Here is a 17,152-nt window from a genome sequence, read left to right on the forward strand (position 1 = left end):
CTCAGGCCGGCTGCAACACGATCCGCGCCTCGAACCCATGCGCCGCCCCCACCGGCGGCGACGACAGCACCAGCTTCGCGTCGTGCTTCTCCACGATGGTCCCCACGATCGACAGCCCCAGCCCGTAGCCCGCACGGTCCGAGCTGTGGCGCACGTGGCGCTGTTGCAGCGTGCGCAGTTGCGCTTCGTTCACGCCAGCGCCGAAGTCGCGCACGGCCAGTGTGCAGGGCGCCATCACCTCCATCACCACGCGACCGCCGCCGCCGTAGCGCAAGGCGTTCTCCACCAGGTTGCGCAGGGCGATGGCCAGCGCGTCGACGTCGCCGCGCGCCATGGGCGCGGCGCTGTCGGGCACCTTGAGCGCCAGGCGTTCGCTGACGAGCGGGTCTTGCCAGAACTCCTGCGCCACGGTGCCCACGAGCTGCACCAGATCGATGCGCGCGCGCGCCAGCGACGCACCCGACTCCGCGCGCGACAGCTGCAGCAGCTTTTCGGCGCGGTGGCTCAGCATCTGCAGGGCGTCGAGCGCGGCCTGCACGTCGTTGCGGCGCAGGTCGTGTTCCAGCGCGGTCTGCAGCCGCAGGCGCGCCGCGGCCAGCGGGGTGCGCAGCTCGTGCGCGGCGTTGGCGGCCAGCGCGCGCTCCACGTCGAGCGACTGCGACAGCCGCTCCAGCAGCCGGTTGACGTGGTCGCCCACGGTGCGCAGCTCGCGCGGCAGGCCGGGCAGGGCAATGGGGCTCAGGTCGGCGCCGCTGCGCTTCTCGATCTCGCCGGACATCTGCTGCAGCACGCGCAGCTCGGTGCGCGCCACGTTGCGCAGCACCAGCGCCAGCAGCGGCAGCACGGCGCCCAGCGGAATGATCAGGCCGAACAGCGTGCGGTTCAGCGCACGGCGCCGCTCGTCGAGCGGGTCGGCCACCTGGAAGTACAGGCCCAGCGTCGGGTGGCGCACGGTGTAGATGCGCCAGGTCGGGTTGTTGGCGAAGCCGGCGGCCAGCGGCACGTCGAAGGTGTCGGCCGGTGTCTCGGCCGAGCGCAGCAGCACGTGCTCGTGCAGGTCGACGATCTGGTAGATCACCGCGTCCTCGGAGAACAGCTGCTTGGGCGCGACCAGCGGTTCGGTGGGCGCGGCGGGGGCGGTGCCGTTGCCCGTGCCGTTGCTCGAGCCATTGCCCGAACCACTTCCGGTGCCGCTCACATGCTGCAGCTTGTCGAGCTCCTGCACGGCCATGTCGAACATGCGGTGCGACACCTCGACCAGCTCGTTGTCGAAGTTGTGGTTGATCTCGCGGTCGACGTACCACACCACCGCGAACACGCACAGCAGCCACACGCCGCCGACCCACAGGATCAGCGTGCGGGTCAGGCGGCCGGCGAGCGAGTCGCGCCCGCCCGCGGGCAAGCGGATGCTCATTCGTCGTCGTCCGCGGAGGTCGACAGCCGGTAGCCCAGGCCGCGCAGCGTCTGGATGTGGCTGCGCCCGAGCTTGCGCCGCAGGCGGCTGATGAACACCTCCAGCGTGTTGCTGTCGGCCTCGTCGCCGAAGCCGTAGAGCGCGTCGGCCAGGTTCTCGCGCGTGTGGATGCGCTCGGGCCGCGTGGCCATCACGCGCAGCAGCGCCCATTCCTTCTGGGTGAGCGTGATGGGCGCGCCGTCCTTGCGCACCATGTCGTGGGCCAGGTCGATCTCGAGCGTGCCCAGCTTCAGCACCGGCGAGCTGTGGGCGCTGCGCCGGCGCTCCACGGCGCGCAGGCGCGCGAGCAGCTCGGCCGGGTCGTAGGGCTTGGTCAGGTAGTCGTCCGCGCCGGCGTCCAGCCCGCGGATGCGGTCGGTGACCTGGTCGCGCGCGGTGAGCACGATGACGATGGGGCGCTCGGGCAGGGCGCGCACCTGCGGCAGCAGCGACAGGCCGTCGCCGTCGCCGAGGTGCAGGTCGAGCAGCACGGCCGCGTACTGCACCGACAGCAGGGCGCCGCGCGCGTCGGCGAGGCTGGGCGCGACATCGACCACGAAGGCCTTGGCCAGCAGGTAGCTGCAGACGGCATCCGCAAGAGCAATGTCATCTTCGACGAGCAATATGCGCACGCCATGTCCTTTACGCAAAAAAACGAGTCTAGCGCCACGCGGTTGCAGTGGCGCCGCCAGCCCACCGGGCACCGACGCCAGTCAGCTTCGGTTCATGTGGCTTCAGGCTGGGTTCATGCCGCGAACGTAGGCTCGCGGCTGTTTTCCCGTCCTGCCTTCGTTCATGACACGTTTCCCGAATTTTCGCCTGGGGGTACTGACCCTCGTAGCGCTTGCCGCGGTAATGGCATGGGACGCGACCGGCGGAGACCTGTTGCTGGCACGCATGGCGGGCTCGGCCATGGGTTTTCCCTTGCGTTCGAACCCCTTCATGGTGCACGTCATGCATGAAGGCGCGCGCGACCTGAGCTGGGTGCTGGTGATCGGCCTGTTCGCCGCCATCCGCTGGCCCTTCGCCTTCCTGCGCCGCCTGGGCACCCCCGAGCGGGCCCAGCTGGCCGTGACGGTGCTGGCCTCGGTCATCGCCGTCAGCATTCTCAAGAACCTGAGCCAGACCAGCTGCCCCTGGGACCTGCAGGAGTTCGGCGGCGTGGCGCGCTACGTGTCGCACTGGTCGTGGGGCGTCAACGACGGCGGCCCCGGCGGCTGCTTCCCGGCCGGCCATGCCTCGGCGGCCTTCGCCTACGTGGGCGGGTACTTCGTGCTGCGCCGGGTGTCGCCCCGCGTCGCGGCCATCTGGCTGGGCGTGGCGGTGGTGGCCGGGTTGGTACTGGGCGTGGCGCAGCAACTGCGCGGCGCGCACTACATGAGCCACACGCTGTGGACGGCCTGGGTCTGCTGGACGGTCGGCTTCGCCATCGAGCTGGCGCTCACGCGCCGCAGCCCGCGCGTTCTCGCGCCGGCGCCGGAACAGGCCGTGCCCGCCCATGCAGGGTCTTGACGTCGCGCTGTTCGGGCTGGTCAACGCGAGCGCCTCGGTGCCGCCGTGGACCTTGCAGTTCGCCGAATTCGCCTCGAACCTGCTGCCTGCGCTGCTGCTGCTCGCCATAGGGGCGTGCGCGCTGGCCAGCCGGCGCTGGCGCTACGCCCTGTTCACCGCGCTGGTGAGCCTGCTGGCGGCGTAGCTGCTCGTGAACCTGATTCGCGCGGTCGCGCCCATTCCGCGGCCGGCGTTCTACGGCCTGGGCATCCAGTGGGTGCCGCAGGGCGCGCGGCCGGGCTTTCCTAGCATGCATGCGGCCGGCACCTTCGCCGTGGCCTTCTCGCTGTGGAGCCTGCCCTCGCGCTTGCCGATGTATGCGGCATTGGTGGTGGCCGCCGTGGTGGCCTGGAGCCGTGTGTACCTGGGTTTGCATTTTCCCTCCGACATCGCGGCCGCCGTCATGCTGGGCGCGCTGGTGTCGATCATGGTCGAGCGGGGCTTGAGCCGGCCGGTGGGCCGGGCCGCCACCGGGGTGTCCGTGGCGGCGCGTCGCCGGGCACGCCTGCGCAAGGCCGGCCTGGCCTGACACCGAACCAGGGTCCGAGCCGGGGGCTGAACCGGAGGTCGGACCAAGACTGAACGGAGACTGAACGAATCAGTTCAGCCTCCCTTCAGGCGGCCGATTTACATTCGTCACATGTCTGTTTCGCGAACCGCCTCCACGCCATTGCAGCGTGCGGGTGTCCCTGAGTCTCCGGCCGAGCTTCCGCCGGTGGACGCAAACCCCTGGACCCGTTTCAACCTGTGGCTGGCGCAACCGCGCTCCGCCGCCTCGGTCGTGCTGTGGCTCGGCCTGTACCTGGTGCTGACCACCAACTGGCCGCTGTGGAACGACCTGGCCCGCATCGGCGGCGCCCCCAGCACCTACCTGCCGACCGTCGCCGTCATGAGCCTGCTCACGCTGTGCGGCACCGTGGCCATGCTGTCGTTCACCGCCTGGTCGCGCTGGATGAAGCCGCTGTGGTTCGCCGTGGTGGTACTCGCGGCCGTGGTGCAGCACTACATGCTCGAGTACCGCGTCGTCATGGACCCGACCATGATCGCCAACGCGATGCAGACCGACCCGAATGAAGCGCGCGACCTGCTCAGCTGGCGCATGGCCTTCAACGTGCTGGTCGTCGCGCTGCCCGCGGGCTGGGCGCTGTGGCGCGTGCGCATCGTGCCGATGCGCTTCCTGTCGAAGCTGTGGCGCAACGTCGCGCTGCTGGTGCTGGCCGTGGTGGTGGCGCTGGCCGCGGCCGTGTCCATGAACCGCGAGCTGGCACCGCTGATGCGCAACAACGTGCACCTGCGCTACATGATGAACCCGATCGCCACGCTGTACTCCACGGGGTCGCTGTTGATCAAGCCGATGTTCAAGCGCAGCGGCAAGCTCATTCCCATCACCGCCGGCACCGCGCTGGGCGCGAGCTACGCGTCGCAGACCAAGCCGCCGCTGTTCGTGGTGGTGGTGGGCGAGACGGCGCGCGCCGACCACTTCGCGCTGAACGGCTACGCCCGCGACACCACGCCCGAGCTCGCCAAGCGCGGCGTGCTGAGCTACCGCGACGTGCACTCCTGCGGCACCAACACGCTGGCCTCGGTGCCGTGCATGTTCTCGCCGCTGGGCAAGCAGGGCTACGAATCCCGCAAGGACGACTACGAGTCGCTCATGGACGTGCTTCAGGCCTCCGGGCTGGCCGTGTTCTGGCTCGACAACCAGGCCGGTTGCAAGGGCGTGTGCGTGCGCGTGCCCAATGCCTCGGCCTTCGACGGCCTCGACGCCGCCACCAAGAAGGCGCTGTGCGACGGCGACGAGTGCCTGGACGACGTGATGCTGAAGAACCTGGACGAGCGCATCGCCGCGCTGCCGGCCGAGCGCCGCGCCAAGGGCATCGTGCTGGTCATGCACCAGATGGGCAGCCACGGCCCGGCCTACTACAAGCGTTCCGCCCCCGACGTGAAGCGCTTCCAGCCCGAGTGCAAGACCAACGCGCTGGCCGAGTGCGGCCACAACGAGTTGATGAACGTGTACGACAACTCCATCGCGCAGACCGACCGCTTCCTGGGCGAGACCATCGACTGGCTCAAGGCCCAGTCGAAGACCTACGACCCCGCGATGCTCTACGTGAGCGACCACGGCGAGTCGCTCGGCGAGTACGGCCTGTTCCTGCACGGCGTGCCCTACAGCTTCGCGCCCGAGGCGCAGAAGCACGTGCCCATGGTCACGTGGTTCAGCGAAGGCATGACCGAGCGGCGCAAGCTGTCGCGCTCGTGCATGGAAGCGGGGCTCGACGCGCCGCTGACGCACGACAACCTGTACCACACGGTGCTCGGCGTGATGGACGTCACCACGCCCACCTACAAGCCGGCGCTCGATGCGTTGGCTTCGTGCCGCGCCAAGGGTTGAGCGTCGGGGCTGAGCGCAGGGGCTGAGCGTCGGGCCTTTGTTCAGGGTGCGATCAACGGTGGTGGTTGATCGAACGCGAACCGGCAGCGTGCCGCGCAACGAACTGCGCGGCTCACCAAGGCTCGTTCACTTCTTCTCGCGCGGCACCCGCCCCATCAGGAAGAACTCGTTGTTCGGCTGCATGCCGCTGAAGCTGGCCAGCCGGTTGCTCAGCCCGAAGAACGCGGTGATGGCCGCGATGTCCCAGATGTCTTCGTCGTCGAAGCCGTGCGCGTGCAGCGGCGGAAAGTCGCTGTCGTCGATCTCGTGCGAGCGGTCGCAGACCTTCATTGCAAAGTCGAGCATCGCGCGCTGGCGCGGCGTGATGTCGGCCTTGCGGTAGTTCACCGCCACCTGGTCGGCCACCAGCGGCTTCTTCTCGTAGATGCGCAGCAGCGCACCGTGCGCCACCACGCAGTACAGGCACTGGTTGGCCGCGCTGGTGGTGGTGACGATCATCTCGCGGTCGCCCTTGGTGAGCGAGCCTTCTTCCTTGAGCATCAGCGCGTCGTGGTACGCGAAGAAGGCGCGCCACTCGGCCGGGCGGCGTGCCAGGCCCAGGAACACGTTGGGCACGAAGCCGGCCTTCTCCTGCACCGCGAGGATGGCGGTGCGAATGTCCTCGGGCAGGTCTTTCAGTTCGGCGAGCGGGTAGCGGGTGGCGGTCATGTCGTCTCCTTCGGTTGTGTGTTCGAAAGCGTTTTACAAGCCGCTTGAAAGCCACTTGAAAGCCACTTGAAAGGCGCATTGCGGCTTCCATGATAGGCAGGACACTTTCCTACAAGATGTTGCGCACGGTGTCGCGATGATGAAGGTTCGCACAACAACACGCGGCGCAAAGCCGCACATAACGCGATGAAAGACGTGTCGCATTCCGACCGGCGGGGCTTCCTGCGCCGGTCCATCGCCATCGTGCCGGCCGCCACGGCCTTCGGCGCCGGTGGCGTCACCGGGGCCGCGCTGGCCCAGGCCACCACACCCGCACCCGCTGCCGCGCCCGCCGCATCAAGCGCTCCCCCCGCCCCTTACACCCCGGTCTACTTCAACGCCGACGAATGGAAGTTCGTGCAGGCCGCCGTCGCCCGGCTCATTCCCTCCGACGACGCCGGCCCCGGCGCCATCGAGGCAGGCGTGCCCGAGTTCATCGACCGGCAGATGGAAGGCGCCTTCGGCCATGCGGCCACCTGGTACATGCAGGGCCCCTTCGTCGAGGTGTCGCCGCTGTTCGGCTACCAGAAGAAGATGCCGCCGCGCGAGGTGTACCGCGCCGGCATCGCCGCCACCGACGCCTACTGCCGCAAGCAGTTCGCGGACAAGCCCTTCGCGCAGCTCGGTGCGGCGCAGCAAGACGAGGTGCTCAAGGGCCTGGAGGCCGGCAGCGTCAAGCTCGACGGCGTGGGCGCGACGGACTTCTTCGGCTTTCTGCTGCAGAACACCAAGGAGGGCTATTTCAGCGACCCCATCCACGGCGGCAACAAGAACGCCGCGGCCTGGAAGATGATCGGTTTTCCCGGCGCGCGCGCCGACTACGCCGACTGGGTCGACCGCCCGGGCGTCAAGTACAACCTGCCGCCTGTGAGCATCGCCGGCCCGCAGGGCTGAAGGGGCGCACCACCATGGCAAACATCAAGAAACCCGGCGTCGACGCCGTGCTGGTCGGCTTCGGCTGGACCGGCGCCATCATGGGCATGGAGCTCACCGCCGCAGGCCTGAAAGTGCTGGCGCTGGAGCGCGGCGAAAACCGCGACACCCAGCCCGACTTCGCCTACCCGCGCATCACCGACGAGCTGAGCTACGGCATCCGCGGCAAGCTCTTCCAGAACCTCTCGCGCGAGACCGTCACCATCCGCCACACGCCGGCCGAGATTGCCGTGCCCTACCGGCAGCTCGCCTCGTTCCTGCCAGGCGATGGCGTGGGCGGCGCGGGCGTGCACTGGAACGGCCACCACTGGCGCCCGCTGCCCAGCGACCTGCGCATTCGCAGCACCTACGAAGAGCGCTACGGCAAGAAGTTCATCCCCGAAGGCATGACCATCCAGGACTTCGGCGTGAGCTACGAAGAGCTGGAACCGCACTTCGACCAGTTCGAGAAAATCTGCGGCACCTCGGGCAAGGCCGGCAACATCGGCGGCAAGATCCAGGCGGGCGGCAACCCCTTCGAAGGCGCGCGCGCCAACGAGTTTCCGCTGCCGCCGCTGGCTTCGGTCAACAGCGCCAGGCTGTTCGAGAAGGCCGCGCGCGAGCTCGGCTACCACCCGTTCCCGCAGGCCGCGGCCAATGCCTCTCGCGCGTACACCAACCCGCACGGCGCGCAGCTGGGGCCGTGCAATTTCTGCGGCTTCTGCGAGCGCTACGGCTGCTACATGTACTCCAAGGCCTCGCCGCAGACCACGCTGCTGCCGGTGCTGATGAAGCGGCCCAACTTCGAGCTGCGAACCCGCTCGCACGTGCTGCGCGTGAACATGTCGCCCGACGGCAAGCGCGCCACCGGCGTGACCTATGTGGACGCCGAAGGCAACGAGGTCGAGCAGCCCGCCGACCTGGTGGTGCTGTGCGCCTACCAGTTCCACAACGTGCGCCTGCTCATGCTGTCGAACATCGGCAAGCGCTACGACCCCGCCACCGGCGAAGGCGTGGTGGGCCGCAACTACGCCTACCAGCTCAACGGCGGCGCGAGCCTGTTCTTCGACAAGGAACAGCCGATGAACCCCTTCGTGGGCGCGGGCGCCAGCGGCACCGTGATCGACGACTTCGACGGCGACAACTTCGACCACGGGCCGCTGGGCTTCATCGGCGGGGCCACCATCAACAGCATCAACACCGGCGGGCGCCCCATCCAGCAGATGAGCCTGCCGCCCGGCGCGCCCGCATGGGGCGCAGACTGGAAGAAGGCCGTGAAGGACAACTACCTGTACATGGCCAGCGTGGGCAGCCAGGGCTCGGTGATGGCCTACCGCGACAACTATCTCGACCTGGACCCGACCTACAAGGACGTGCACGGCCAGCCGCTGCTGCGCATGACCTTCGACTGGAAGGCCAACGACCTCGCGATGACGCAGTTCATCGGCACCAAGGTCGAGCAGATCGCCAAGGCCATGGGGCCGAAGCAGATGAAGATGAACTTCCAGAAGCCCGACGCCCACTACGACGTGCGCTTCTACCAGTCGACCCACAACACCGGCGGCGCGCCAATGGGCACCGACCCGAGCACCAGCGCGGTGAACCGCTTCCTGCAGGTGTGGGACGTCCCCAATGTGTTCGTGATGGGTGCGAGCGCCTTCCCGCAGAACTTCGGCTACAACCCGACCGGCATGGTGGGCGCGCTGGCGTACTGGTCGGCCAAGGCCATTCGCGAGCAGTACCTGAAGAACCCGGGAGCGCTGGCATGAGCGCGCGTCGTGTGTACGGCGGCATCGCCGCGGCCGTGGTGTTGCTGGGCGCGGGGGCATGGGCCGTGGCGCAGAAGAGCGGTGAGCAGAGTGAGGCGCCTGCGGCAGCCGCGTCTGCATCGATGGCTGCACCGGCGTCCGCACCCGTTGCCGCGGCAGCCGCTGCGCCGGCCCCCGCCGCCTCCGCGGACCCCGTGCTCGAACACGGCCGCTACCTCGCCCGCGCGGGCGACTGCGTCAGCTGCCACACCGCGCCGGGCAAGCCGGCCTTCGGCGGCGGGCTGCCGATGAAGACGCCGTTCGGCACCATCGTCTCCACCAACATCTCGCCCGACCCGCAGGCCGGCATCGGCGCCTATACCGAGGCCGAGTTCGCCCGCGCGCTGCGCGAAGGCATCGCCCGCGACGGCCACCGCCTCTACCCCGCCATGCCGTACCCCTCGTTCGCCCGCGTGAACGACGAGGACATGCACGCGCTGTTCACCTTCTTTCGCAACGGCGTGCAGCCCGTGGCGCAGAAGCCGCCGGCCACCGACCTGCCATGGCCCTTCAGCATGCGCAGCCTGATGATCGGCTGGAACTGGATCTACCTCGACAAGGGCGTGTACCAGGGCGATGCCGCGCGCAGCGCCGAATGGAACCGCGGCGCCTACCTGGTGCAGGGCCTGGGCCACTGCGGCGACTGCCACACCCCGCGCAGCATGCTCGGCGGCGTGAAGGCGGCCAGCGAGCGCAAGGGCGAGGTGTACTTGTCGGGCGCGGTCATCGACGGCTGGTACGCGCAGCCGCTGCGCCATACCGACCGCCCGACCATGGCGCAGTGGTCGTCCGAAGACATCGTGCAGTACCTGCAGAGCGGCCGCACCAGCCACACGGCCGCCTTCGGCGCCATGGTCGACGTGGTGCAGAACAGCACGCAGCACCTGTCCACGCAAGACCTGCAGGCGGTGGCGGTGTACCTGCAGTCGCTGGGCGCGAAAGACGGGGCACAGGCGTCGTCACCGTCGACGCCTCAAGCCACCCAAGCGTCGTTGCTGGCAGCAGCCCCCCAGCACCCGAGCGCGCTGGCCCTGCGCAACGGCACCGTCGAAGGCAACAGCGGCGCCATGGTGTACCTGAACAACTGCAACGCCTGCCACCGCTCCGACGGCACGGGCGCGGACAAGACCTTTCCCGCGCTGGCCGGCAACAGCGTGGTGAACGCGAAAGACCCGACCTCGCTGATTCGCCTGGTGCTCGCGGGCTCCGCCATGCCCAGCACCGCCAAGGCGCCGTCGCCCATCGCCATGCCCGACTTCGGCTGGCGCCTGACCGACGCCGACGTGGCGAGCGTGCTGAGCTTTGCGCGCAGCAGCTGGGGCAACGAGGGCGACGCGGTCACGCCAGCGCAGGTGGCCAAGGTGCGCGACACGCTCAAGCCGGTGGCGAAGAACCCGTAGCGCGTTCGCGGGCAGCCCGCGGCCGCTTGCAAGTCAAGGCAGCACGGGCACGGGCACGATCTCGCGCTCGCCGTTGCCCGCGTCGCGCAGCACCACCGGCAGCGCGCGCGGCAGGGCCAGCGCAAAGTTCTCGACCTTGCGCGCATCGACGCTGCCGCTGATGCGCATGCGCGCGATGGCCGGGTCGGCGATGCGCAGGTGCGTGTCGCCATAGCGCTCGAACTCGGCCAGCACGTCTGACAACGGCGTGTTGTCGAACGCGATGCGCCCGTCGCGCCACGGCGCGAAGGCCGCGGTGCTCACCTGAGACACCGTATCGATGTGGCCGCTGCTGTCGGCATTCACGGCTTGGCCGGCCGTGAGCAGCACGCCGGCGCCGCCCGCCAGCGGGTCGTCGGCATCGACGGGTGCGCTGGCCGGCGCCACCTTCACGCGGCCTTCTTCCACCGCCACCCTTACACCGCCGGGCACGGCTGCGTCAGCCGTGTAGCGCACCGAGAAGCGCGTGCCCAGCACCGTGATGCGCAGCGGCCCGGCCAGCACGTCGAACGGCCTGCCCGGGTCGGCCTGCACCTGGAAGGCGCTCTGGCCCTGCGGCAGGCGCACCTCGCGCCGCTGGCGGTAGAGGCTGACCTCGGCGCGCGTGGCCGTGTCCAGCTGCAGGTTGCTGCCGTCGGGCAGCGTCACGTCGAGCAACTGGCCGCGCGCGGTCACGAAGGTCTGGCTGAACAGCGCGCGGTTCTGCCACTGGTCGTAGCCCAGCCAGGTGCCGGCGGCCACCACCACGGCGAACGCGGCGCCCGCGGCCTGGGGCACCAGGCCGCGCAGGGCGTGCGCGGAGAGCCATGCGGTGGCGCGAGGGCGTTGCGGTTGCGTCGGCCTCTTGGTTGTTGTCGGTGTTGTCGGTGTTGGCGGTGTTAGCGCAGGGTTTGGCGGCAGCGCGCGCGGCAAGCCGTCGCGCAGCCGCTCGACGGCTTGCGCTGGCAGCGCGTCGAGCTCGGCCCATGTCGCCTGGTGCCGCATGAACGCGGCATGGTGCGCGGGGCTTTCGGACAGCCACGCCTGGAACTGCGCCTCCGCCTGCGCGCCCAGCCCGCGCCGGCGGCGCAGCAACCACGCGGCGGCCTGCTCGTCGACCGCATCGCCCGTGGGCTCGTACCCCGCCAGCTCGCGTTCGTCGCGCAGCTCGTCCTCGCGCGCAGGCGCGAGGTCGGGGCGGTCCGGGGAAGGTGGCAGAAGGCGGTTCATGGCACGAAGGCTGTCTGCATGTATGGACGCACGAGGCGCCGCCATCCTGATGCCGTTGCGCAAAAAAGCCGTGTCATGGCACGCGGCCTTCGCTGCTGTCGCTGTCTTTTTCGCCTTCACCGTCCAGCCGGTCGCGGCAGGCGCGGCAGGCGTCCATGCCGCGCATCACGTGGCGCTCCACCATGTTCACGGAAATGCCCATGCGCCGCGCGATCTCGGCCTGGTCGACGCCGTCGATCTTGTAGAGCACGAAGGCTTCGCGGCAACGCGGCGGCAGCGCCTCGATGGTGGCCAGCATCGCCTGCGCGCGCTGCGCCGCGCACAGCCGCTCCTCGGGCTGCGAGGAGCGCGCGGCGGCGGGCTGCGTGTGTTCGGGCAGCGCGTCCAGGTCGTCGTGGTCGCGCAGCTTGTTGCGCCGGCTCGCGTCGATCACCAGGTTGTAGGCGGTGCGGTGCAGCACGGAGCGCAGCTTTTCCACGGGGCGCCCGGCATGGCGCAAGGCCAGCACGCGCGTGAACGCCTCCTGCACGACGTCGTCGGCCGCGTGGCGGTCCTTCAACGTGCGGGTGAGGAGGGAATGCAGTTCCCGGTAATAGCGCGCGACCACGGAAGACAAGGCAAGACATCCGGCAGGGGAAGCCTCCCTCGGGCATGCGGCAGATGTGGCGGCGGCTGATCTGTACAGGCGAAACGGGCCGAGGGCGTAGGGCGCGGATTATGGCATCGGGCCTGTTGGCCCCTCGGCCTGCGGCCCCATTGCGCGGACGCATTGCGCGCCCTCGTTGGTCGGCGTTCTTGCCGGCGGAAAAAAAGTTGAAAAAAAGTGGTGGTGGCACGTCAGGGCCCGGCGGCCTCGTGCGTCTATATGAATGAGAGTCTTTGTTATTCGCCCGCTTCGCCCACGTAGCCAGCTTCGCCGGGCAGCGCCGCCACAGACCTTCGTTTTTTCAACCGTGTATCCAAGGAGCACTCTCATGTTCAAGCAATCCCTGCTCGCGCTCGCCTTGTCGGCGGCCGCCATCGGCGCCCAGGCGCACCAGCTCTGGCTGGAGCGCGACGCCAGCGGCCCCGTGCGCGTGTACGTCGGCGATGCCGACAGCGCGCACGACAGCGGCGAAGAAGTCGCCAAGCTCGCCGCCACCACGCAGGTGTTCACCACCGACCGCGCGCAGCCCGCGAAGCTCGTGGTGAAGCCGGACCACCTCGAAGCGGCCGTGGCAGACACAGGTGCGACGGGTGCAACGGGCGGAACCGGCGATGTGCGCCTGGTCAACGACCAGGTGTGGAAGCCCTGGAAGACCAAAGAGGGCCACACCAAGGCCGCCGTGTTCAACGCACGCGCGGGCCGCACCGACACCCACGCCGTGCTCGACTACGAGCTGGTGCCCGTGAAGGCCGGCGGCGACACCTTCACGCTGTTCTTCCGCGGCCAGCCCGTGGCGGACAAGGCCGTGACCGTCATCAACCCCGAGAAGTGGAGCAAGCACTTCAAGACCGACAAGGCCGGCCGCATCGACGTGCCGGTGAAGGAAAAGGGCCGCTACATCCTCGTGAGCGCGCACGACGCCGACCCGGTGGGCGAGCTCGAAATCGCGGGCCAGAAGGTGCAGAAGCTGGGCTACACGGCCACGCTGAGCTTCGTGGCCAGGTAAGCGCCGCAAGCACGCCATTCGCCCCATGGCCAGAGTGCCGAGGGGAGGGCGCTGCGGGGCACGCGCGTCGTGCCCCGCAGCGTGAACAGAGACAAGAAGAGAGAGCCAGAATTTTCATGAACACCCGATTCCACGCCGCGCTCGCGGCCGCCGCCTTGCTGCTGGCAGGCACCGCCCATGCCGACTACCTGTGGCTGCAGAAAGAGCCTGCCACCAGCGGTGACAACACAAACACCAGCGCGTACTTCAGCATCCGCGCCGGCGAGCTGCGCAAGCCCCTCGCCGCGCTGCCCGCGCTGCAGCAACCCAAGGCCGTGCTGCCTGACGGCAAGCCCTTGCCCGTCGAGGCCCGCGCCGACCGTTTCGACGTGGCGCTGCCCGCGGAGGCGGCGAATGGCGACCTTCGCTTCACCGCCACCCGCACCGGCGACAAGGGCGTGCTCACCTACTACCAGTCACGCTTCGGCCGCGCCGGCACGCAGGCCGTGAACGACCTGGAGCTGGTGCCCACCGAGCCCGGCGGCAACACCTTCAAGCTCATGTTCAAGGGCCGCGTGGTGTCGGCCAGCCAGGTCAACGTCGACACCGCCGAAGGCTGGCGCCGCCAGCTCGCGCCGGCGGCCGACGGCAGCGTCACGCTGGGCACGCCGTTTCCGGGCCTGTATGTGCTGGAGGTGACCGCGCGGGTAGACAACGGCGCCGTCACGCTCGACGGCAAGAAGTACGACGACGTGCGCCACACCGCCACGCTGAGCTTCGAGGTCAAGCCCTGATGAATGCGCCTTCGCGCGCGGGCGCCGCCGTGCTGCTCGTTGCCGTGGTCGCGGGCATCGCCTTCTGGTGGCCAGACCGCGGCGCGCCCGCGTACGACACCGTGCCCGTGGCCCGCGCCGACATCGAGGCCACCGTCACCGCCATCGGCACGCTGCAGCCGCGCAAGTACGTGGACGTGGGCGCGCAGGTGTCGGGCCAGGTCAACCGGCTGCACGTGCAGGCCGGCGACACGGTGAAGAAGGGGCAGCTGCTGGTCGAGATCGACCCCAGCGTGCAGCAGGCCACGGTCGACGCGGGACGCGCATCGCTCGCCGGCCTGCGCGCGCAGCTGGCCGACCAGCAGGCCCAGCACCGCCTCGCGGGCCAGCAGCTGGCGCGGCAAAGGCAGATGGCGCAAGACGAGGCCACGCGGCTCGAAGACCTGCAGGCCGCCGAAGCCGCCTTCGCCTCCGCAGGCGCGAAGAGCGACAACCTCCGCGCCCAGATCGACCAGACCCAGGCCACCCTCAAGGCCGACGAGGCCCGGCTGGGCTACACCCGCATCTACGCCTCGATGGCGGGCACCGTGGTGTCGGTGGAGGCGCGCGAAGGCCAGACGCTGAACGCCACCTACCAGACGCCCAACATCCTGCGCATTGCCGACCTGGGCGCCATGACGGTGTGGACCGAGGTGAGCGAGGCCGACGTGCGCCGCGTGAAGCCGGCCATGCCCGTGTACTTCACCACTTTGGGCGGGCACGGCGACGGCCGCGGCGATGAGGTGCCGCGGCGCTGGCAGGGCGTCGTGCGCCAGGTGCTGCCCGCGCCGCCCGTGGCCGAGAACAAGGGCGCCACCACCGCCACGCCGGCCACCGCCACCAAGGCCGTGGCCTACACCGTGTTGTTCGACGTGGACAACGCCGACGGCGAGCTCATGCCGCAGATGACGGCGCAGGTCGCCTTCGTGACCGCGAGCGCCAGCAACGCGATCGCCGTGCCGCTGGCGGCCATCACCAGCGTCACCGCCGCGGGCGGTGCCACCGGCGCACGCGGCTCCCACACCGCGCGCGTGCTCGCCAGCAACGGCCGCCCCGAACTGCGCACGCTGCGCGTGGGCGCACGCAGCCGCCACCACGCCGAAGTGCTCGAGGGCCTGAAAGAAGGCGAGCGCCTGGTGCTCGGCGAGGCGAAGCCGGTCACCGGCCTCGGATGGCTGCAATGGTGAACACCGCGACCGTTCCCGCGCTCATCGAGTTGCGCGGCATCCGCAAGCGCTATGGCGGCGGCGCGCAGCCCGCGGTCGAGGTGCTGCGCGGCATCGACCTGGACATTCGCGCGGGAGAGTTCGTCGCCATCGTCGGTGCCTCGGGCTCGGGCAAGTCCACGCTCATGAACCTGCTCGGCTGCCTCGACCGGCCCAGCGAAGGCAGCTACCGCTTCGCCGGCAAGGACGTGTCGGCCCTGGGCGCCGACGAGCTGGCCTGGCTGCGCCGCGAGGCCTTCGGCTTCGTGTTCCAGGGCTACCACCTGATCGCCACCGAATCGGCGCGCGAGAACGTCGAGGTGCCGGCCATCTACGCCGGTGCCTCCGCAAGCGAGCGGGCCAGGCGCGCCACCGCGCTGCTGGCGCGCCTGGGCATGGCCGACAAGCTCGACAACCGGCCTGCGCAGCTCTCCGGCGGGCAGCAGCAGCGCGTGTCGATCGCGCGCGCGCTGATGAACGGCGGCCGCATCATCCTGGCCGACGAGCCCACCGGCGCGCTCGACAGCAAGAGCGGCGCCGAGGTGATGGCGCTGCTGAACGAGCTGGCCGACGCGGGCCACACCATCGTGCTGATCACGCACGACCGCGGCGTGGCCGCGCAGGCGCGGCGCGTCATCGAGATTTGCGACGGCGCCATCGTGGCCGACAGCGGCAGCGAGCCGGGGCATGAAAAAAAGGAAAGGGAAAACAAAAAGGCACCCGAAAAGGAACACGCCGTAGCCGTGCTGCCCGCCTTCGACATGTCGCGCGCCGCCGGCGACAGCGGCGCCTCATTTGCGGCCGACCTGCGCGAGGCCGCGCGCACCGCCTGGCGCGGCATGCGGCTGAACCGCTCGCGCACCGGCCTCACGCTGCTGGGCATCGTCATCGGCGTGGCCTCGGTCATCGTGATGCTCGCGGTGGGTGAAGGTGCACGCCAGCGCGTGGTGCAGCAGATGGGCACGCTGGGCACCACCATCATGTACCTGGGCAGCCGCGCTCCCGCCAGCGGCGGCCCCGCGCGACCGCTCACGCAGGACGACCTGGACGCCGTGGCCGCGCTGCCCGAGGTGGGCCATGTGATGCCCGTCATCGGCGACCCGATCACCGTGCGCCACGGCAATGCCGACCGCGAGGTGTACGTGTTCGCCAGCAGCAACGCCATGCCCGTGGTGCACCAGTGGCCCGTGGCGCTGGGCCGCTACTTCAGCGACGAGGAAGACCGTGGCCTGGCGCCGCTGGTGGTGCTGGGCCACAAGGCGCGCGCGCATTTCTTTCCCGCCATCGAAGACCCGCGCGGGCGGCAGTTGCTCATCGGCAATTCGCCCTTCGAGGTCATCGGCGTCATGGCCGAGCGCGGTGCCGAATCGGGCGCGCAGAGCTACGACGACATGGTGTTCATCCCCTACCAGGCGGGCAGGGCGCGCGTGTACCAGGTGCAGACCCAGCCCGACTACACCGTCGTTTCCGCCGCCTCGTCGGCCCAGGTGCTCGCGGCGGAGGCGGGCATTCGCAAGCTGCTGCTGGCGCGCCACGGCAGGGAAGACTTCGCCATCGGCAACGCCGCCGCCAAGCTGCAGGCCGAGGCGCAGACGCGGCGCAGCATGACGCTGATGCTGGGCCTGATCGCCGCCGTGTCGCTGGTGGTCGGCGGCATCGGCGTGATGAACGTGATGCTGATGACCGTGCGCGAGCGCACGCGCGAAATCGGCATTCGCATGGCCACGGGGGCGCGGCAGCGCGACATCCTGCGGCAGTTTCTGACCGAGGCCACGCTGCTCACGCTCACCGGCGGCGTGGTGGGCGTGCTCGCGGGGCTGGCCGTGGGTGCCGTGCTGATCTTCAGCGGCGTGCCCATGGTGTTTTCAGTGACGGCGATGGCGGGTGCCTTCGGCTGCGCCGTCGCGACCGGATTGATCTTCGGCTACATGCCCGCGACGACGGCCGCGCGGCTGGCGCCGGTCGTGGCGCTGGCAGGGGAGTGAGGATGACG

The 17,152-nt window shown here is 69.7% G+C and carries 16 protein-coding genes; 11 read left to right on the top strand and 5 right to left on the bottom strand.

Features of this window, described 5'->3' with window-relative positions:
• Window position 1: 1 nt before the first annotated feature.
• Both AB6807_RS29790 and AB6807_RS29795 read right to left on the bottom strand, forming a co-directional pair.
• Window positions 2–1,414: an ATP-binding protein gene (locus AB6807_RS29790; protein ID WP_371087383.1), complete on the bottom strand. Its 1,413-nt coding sequence runs from the start codon at window positions 1,412–1,414 to the stop codon at window positions 2–4.
• On the bottom strand, window positions 1,411–2,085 hold the full coding sequence (locus AB6807_RS29795) for a response regulator transcription factor (RefSeq protein WP_116912092.1): 675 nt from the start codon (window positions 2,083–2,085) through the stop codon (window positions 1,411–1,413). The genes AB6807_RS29790 and AB6807_RS29795 overlap by 4 nt, the downstream gene beginning before the upstream one ends.
• Before the next feature lie 163 nt (window positions 2,086–2,248).
• On the opposite strand from AB6807_RS29795, the gene AB6807_RS29800 reads away from it, so the two are divergent.
• The 4 genes from AB6807_RS29800 (at window position 2,249) to AB6807_RS29815 (ending at window position 5,396) form a co-directional block, all read left to right on the top strand.
• On the top strand, window positions 2,249–2,965 hold the full coding sequence (locus tag AB6807_RS29800) for a phosphatase PAP2 family protein (protein ID WP_371087384.1): 717 nt from the start codon (window positions 2,249–2,251) through the stop codon (window positions 2,963–2,965).
• A complete protein-coding gene (locus AB6807_RS29805; RefSeq protein ID WP_371087385.1) occupies window positions 2,952–3,149 on the top strand; it encodes a hypothetical protein in 198 nt (65 codons plus the stop codon). The genes AB6807_RS29800 and AB6807_RS29805 overlap by 14 nt, the downstream gene beginning before the upstream one ends.
• A 6-nt stretch (window positions 3,150–3,155) precedes the next feature.
• Complete coding sequence (locus tag AB6807_RS29810; RefSeq protein ID WP_371087386.1) at window positions 3,156–3,533, top strand: phosphatase PAP2 family protein; 378 nt, start codon at window positions 3,156–3,158, stop codon at window positions 3,531–3,533.
• 111 nt (window positions 3,534–3,644) lie between these two features.
• A complete protein-coding gene (locus AB6807_RS29815; RefSeq protein ID WP_371087387.1) occupies window positions 3,645–5,396 on the top strand; it encodes a phosphoethanolamine transferase in 1,752 nt (583 codons plus the stop codon).
• A 126-nt stretch (window positions 5,397–5,522) separates the two neighbouring features.
• Here AB6807_RS29815 and AB6807_RS29820 read toward each other — a convergent pair whose 3' ends face one another.
• Entirely contained in the window at window positions 5,523–6,104 is a 582-nt protein-coding gene (locus AB6807_RS29820) for a peroxidase-related enzyme (protein ID WP_116912088.1), read from the bottom strand.
• 186 nt (window positions 6,105–6,290) lie between these two features.
• Here AB6807_RS29820 and AB6807_RS29825 point away from each other — a divergent pair, with 186 nt between their 5' ends.
• The 3 genes from AB6807_RS29825 to AB6807_RS29835 are packed head-to-tail and all read left to right on the top strand — an operon-like array spanning window position 6,291 to window position 10,263.
• Window positions 6,291–7,037, top strand: coding sequence for a gluconate 2-dehydrogenase subunit 3 family protein (locus AB6807_RS29825; RefSeq protein WP_371087388.1), 747 nt, complete (start codon window positions 6,291–6,293; stop codon window positions 7,035–7,037).
• 14 nt (window positions 7,038–7,051) lie between these two features.
• Window positions 7,052–8,824 carry a GMC family oxidoreductase gene (locus AB6807_RS29830; RefSeq protein ID WP_371087389.1) on the top strand — a complete coding sequence of 591 codons (1,773 nt, stop codon included), beginning with the start codon at window positions 7,052–7,054 and terminating at the stop codon, window positions 8,822–8,824.
• Window positions 8,821–10,263 carry a cytochrome c gene (locus tag AB6807_RS29835; RefSeq protein ID WP_371087390.1) on the top strand — a complete coding sequence of 481 codons (1,443 nt, stop codon included), beginning with the start codon at window positions 8,821–8,823 and terminating at the stop codon, window positions 10,261–10,263. The genes AB6807_RS29830 and AB6807_RS29835 overlap by 4 nt, the downstream gene beginning before the upstream one ends.
• Before the next feature lie 33 nt (window positions 10,264–10,296).
• Here AB6807_RS29835 and AB6807_RS29840 read toward each other — a convergent pair whose 3' ends face one another.
• Entirely contained in the window at window positions 10,297–11,511 is a 1,215-nt protein-coding gene (locus AB6807_RS29840; RefSeq protein WP_371087391.1) for a FecR domain-containing protein, read from the bottom strand.
• Window positions 11,512–11,584: 73 nt separating this feature from the next.
• Window positions 11,585–12,118 carry an RNA polymerase sigma factor gene (locus AB6807_RS29845; RefSeq protein WP_371087555.1) on the bottom strand — a complete coding sequence of 178 codons (534 nt, stop codon included), beginning with the start codon at window positions 12,116–12,118 and terminating at the stop codon, window positions 11,585–11,587.
• A gap of 367 nt (window positions 12,119–12,485) precedes the next feature.
• Between AB6807_RS29845 and AB6807_RS29850 the strand changes: the two genes are divergently transcribed.
• The 4 genes from AB6807_RS29850 to AB6807_RS29865 all read left to right on the top strand — a co-directional run bounded on the left by AB6807_RS29850 (window position 12,486) and on the right by AB6807_RS29865 (window position 17,144).
• On the top strand, window positions 12,486–13,163 hold the full coding sequence (locus AB6807_RS29850) for a nickel uptake transporter family protein (protein ID WP_371087392.1): 678 nt from the start codon (window positions 12,486–12,488) through the stop codon (window positions 13,161–13,163).
• Window positions 13,164–13,279: 116 nt separating this feature from the next.
• Window positions 13,280–13,936, top strand: a complete 657-nt coding sequence (locus tag AB6807_RS29855; RefSeq protein WP_371087393.1) for a hypothetical protein — start codon at window positions 13,280–13,282, stop codon at window positions 13,934–13,936.
• Complete coding sequence (locus AB6807_RS29860) at window positions 13,936–15,141, top strand: efflux RND transporter periplasmic adaptor subunit (RefSeq protein ID WP_371087394.1); 1,206 nt, start codon at window positions 13,936–13,938, stop codon at window positions 15,139–15,141. Before AB6807_RS29855 ends, AB6807_RS29860 begins: the two co-directional genes overlap by 1 nt.
• A complete protein-coding gene (locus AB6807_RS29865) occupies window positions 15,135–17,144 on the top strand; it encodes an ABC transporter permease (protein ID WP_371087395.1) in 2,010 nt (669 codons plus the stop codon). Before AB6807_RS29860 ends, AB6807_RS29865 begins: the two co-directional genes overlap by 7 nt.
• The last annotated feature ends 8 nt before the right edge of the window (window positions 17,145–17,152 follow it).

Origin of the sequence: Variovorax sp. RCC_210 (genome assembly GCF_041355175.1) — a bacterium.
Taxonomy (GTDB): Bacteria; Pseudomonadota; Gammaproteobacteria; order Burkholderiales; family Burkholderiaceae_C; genus Variovorax.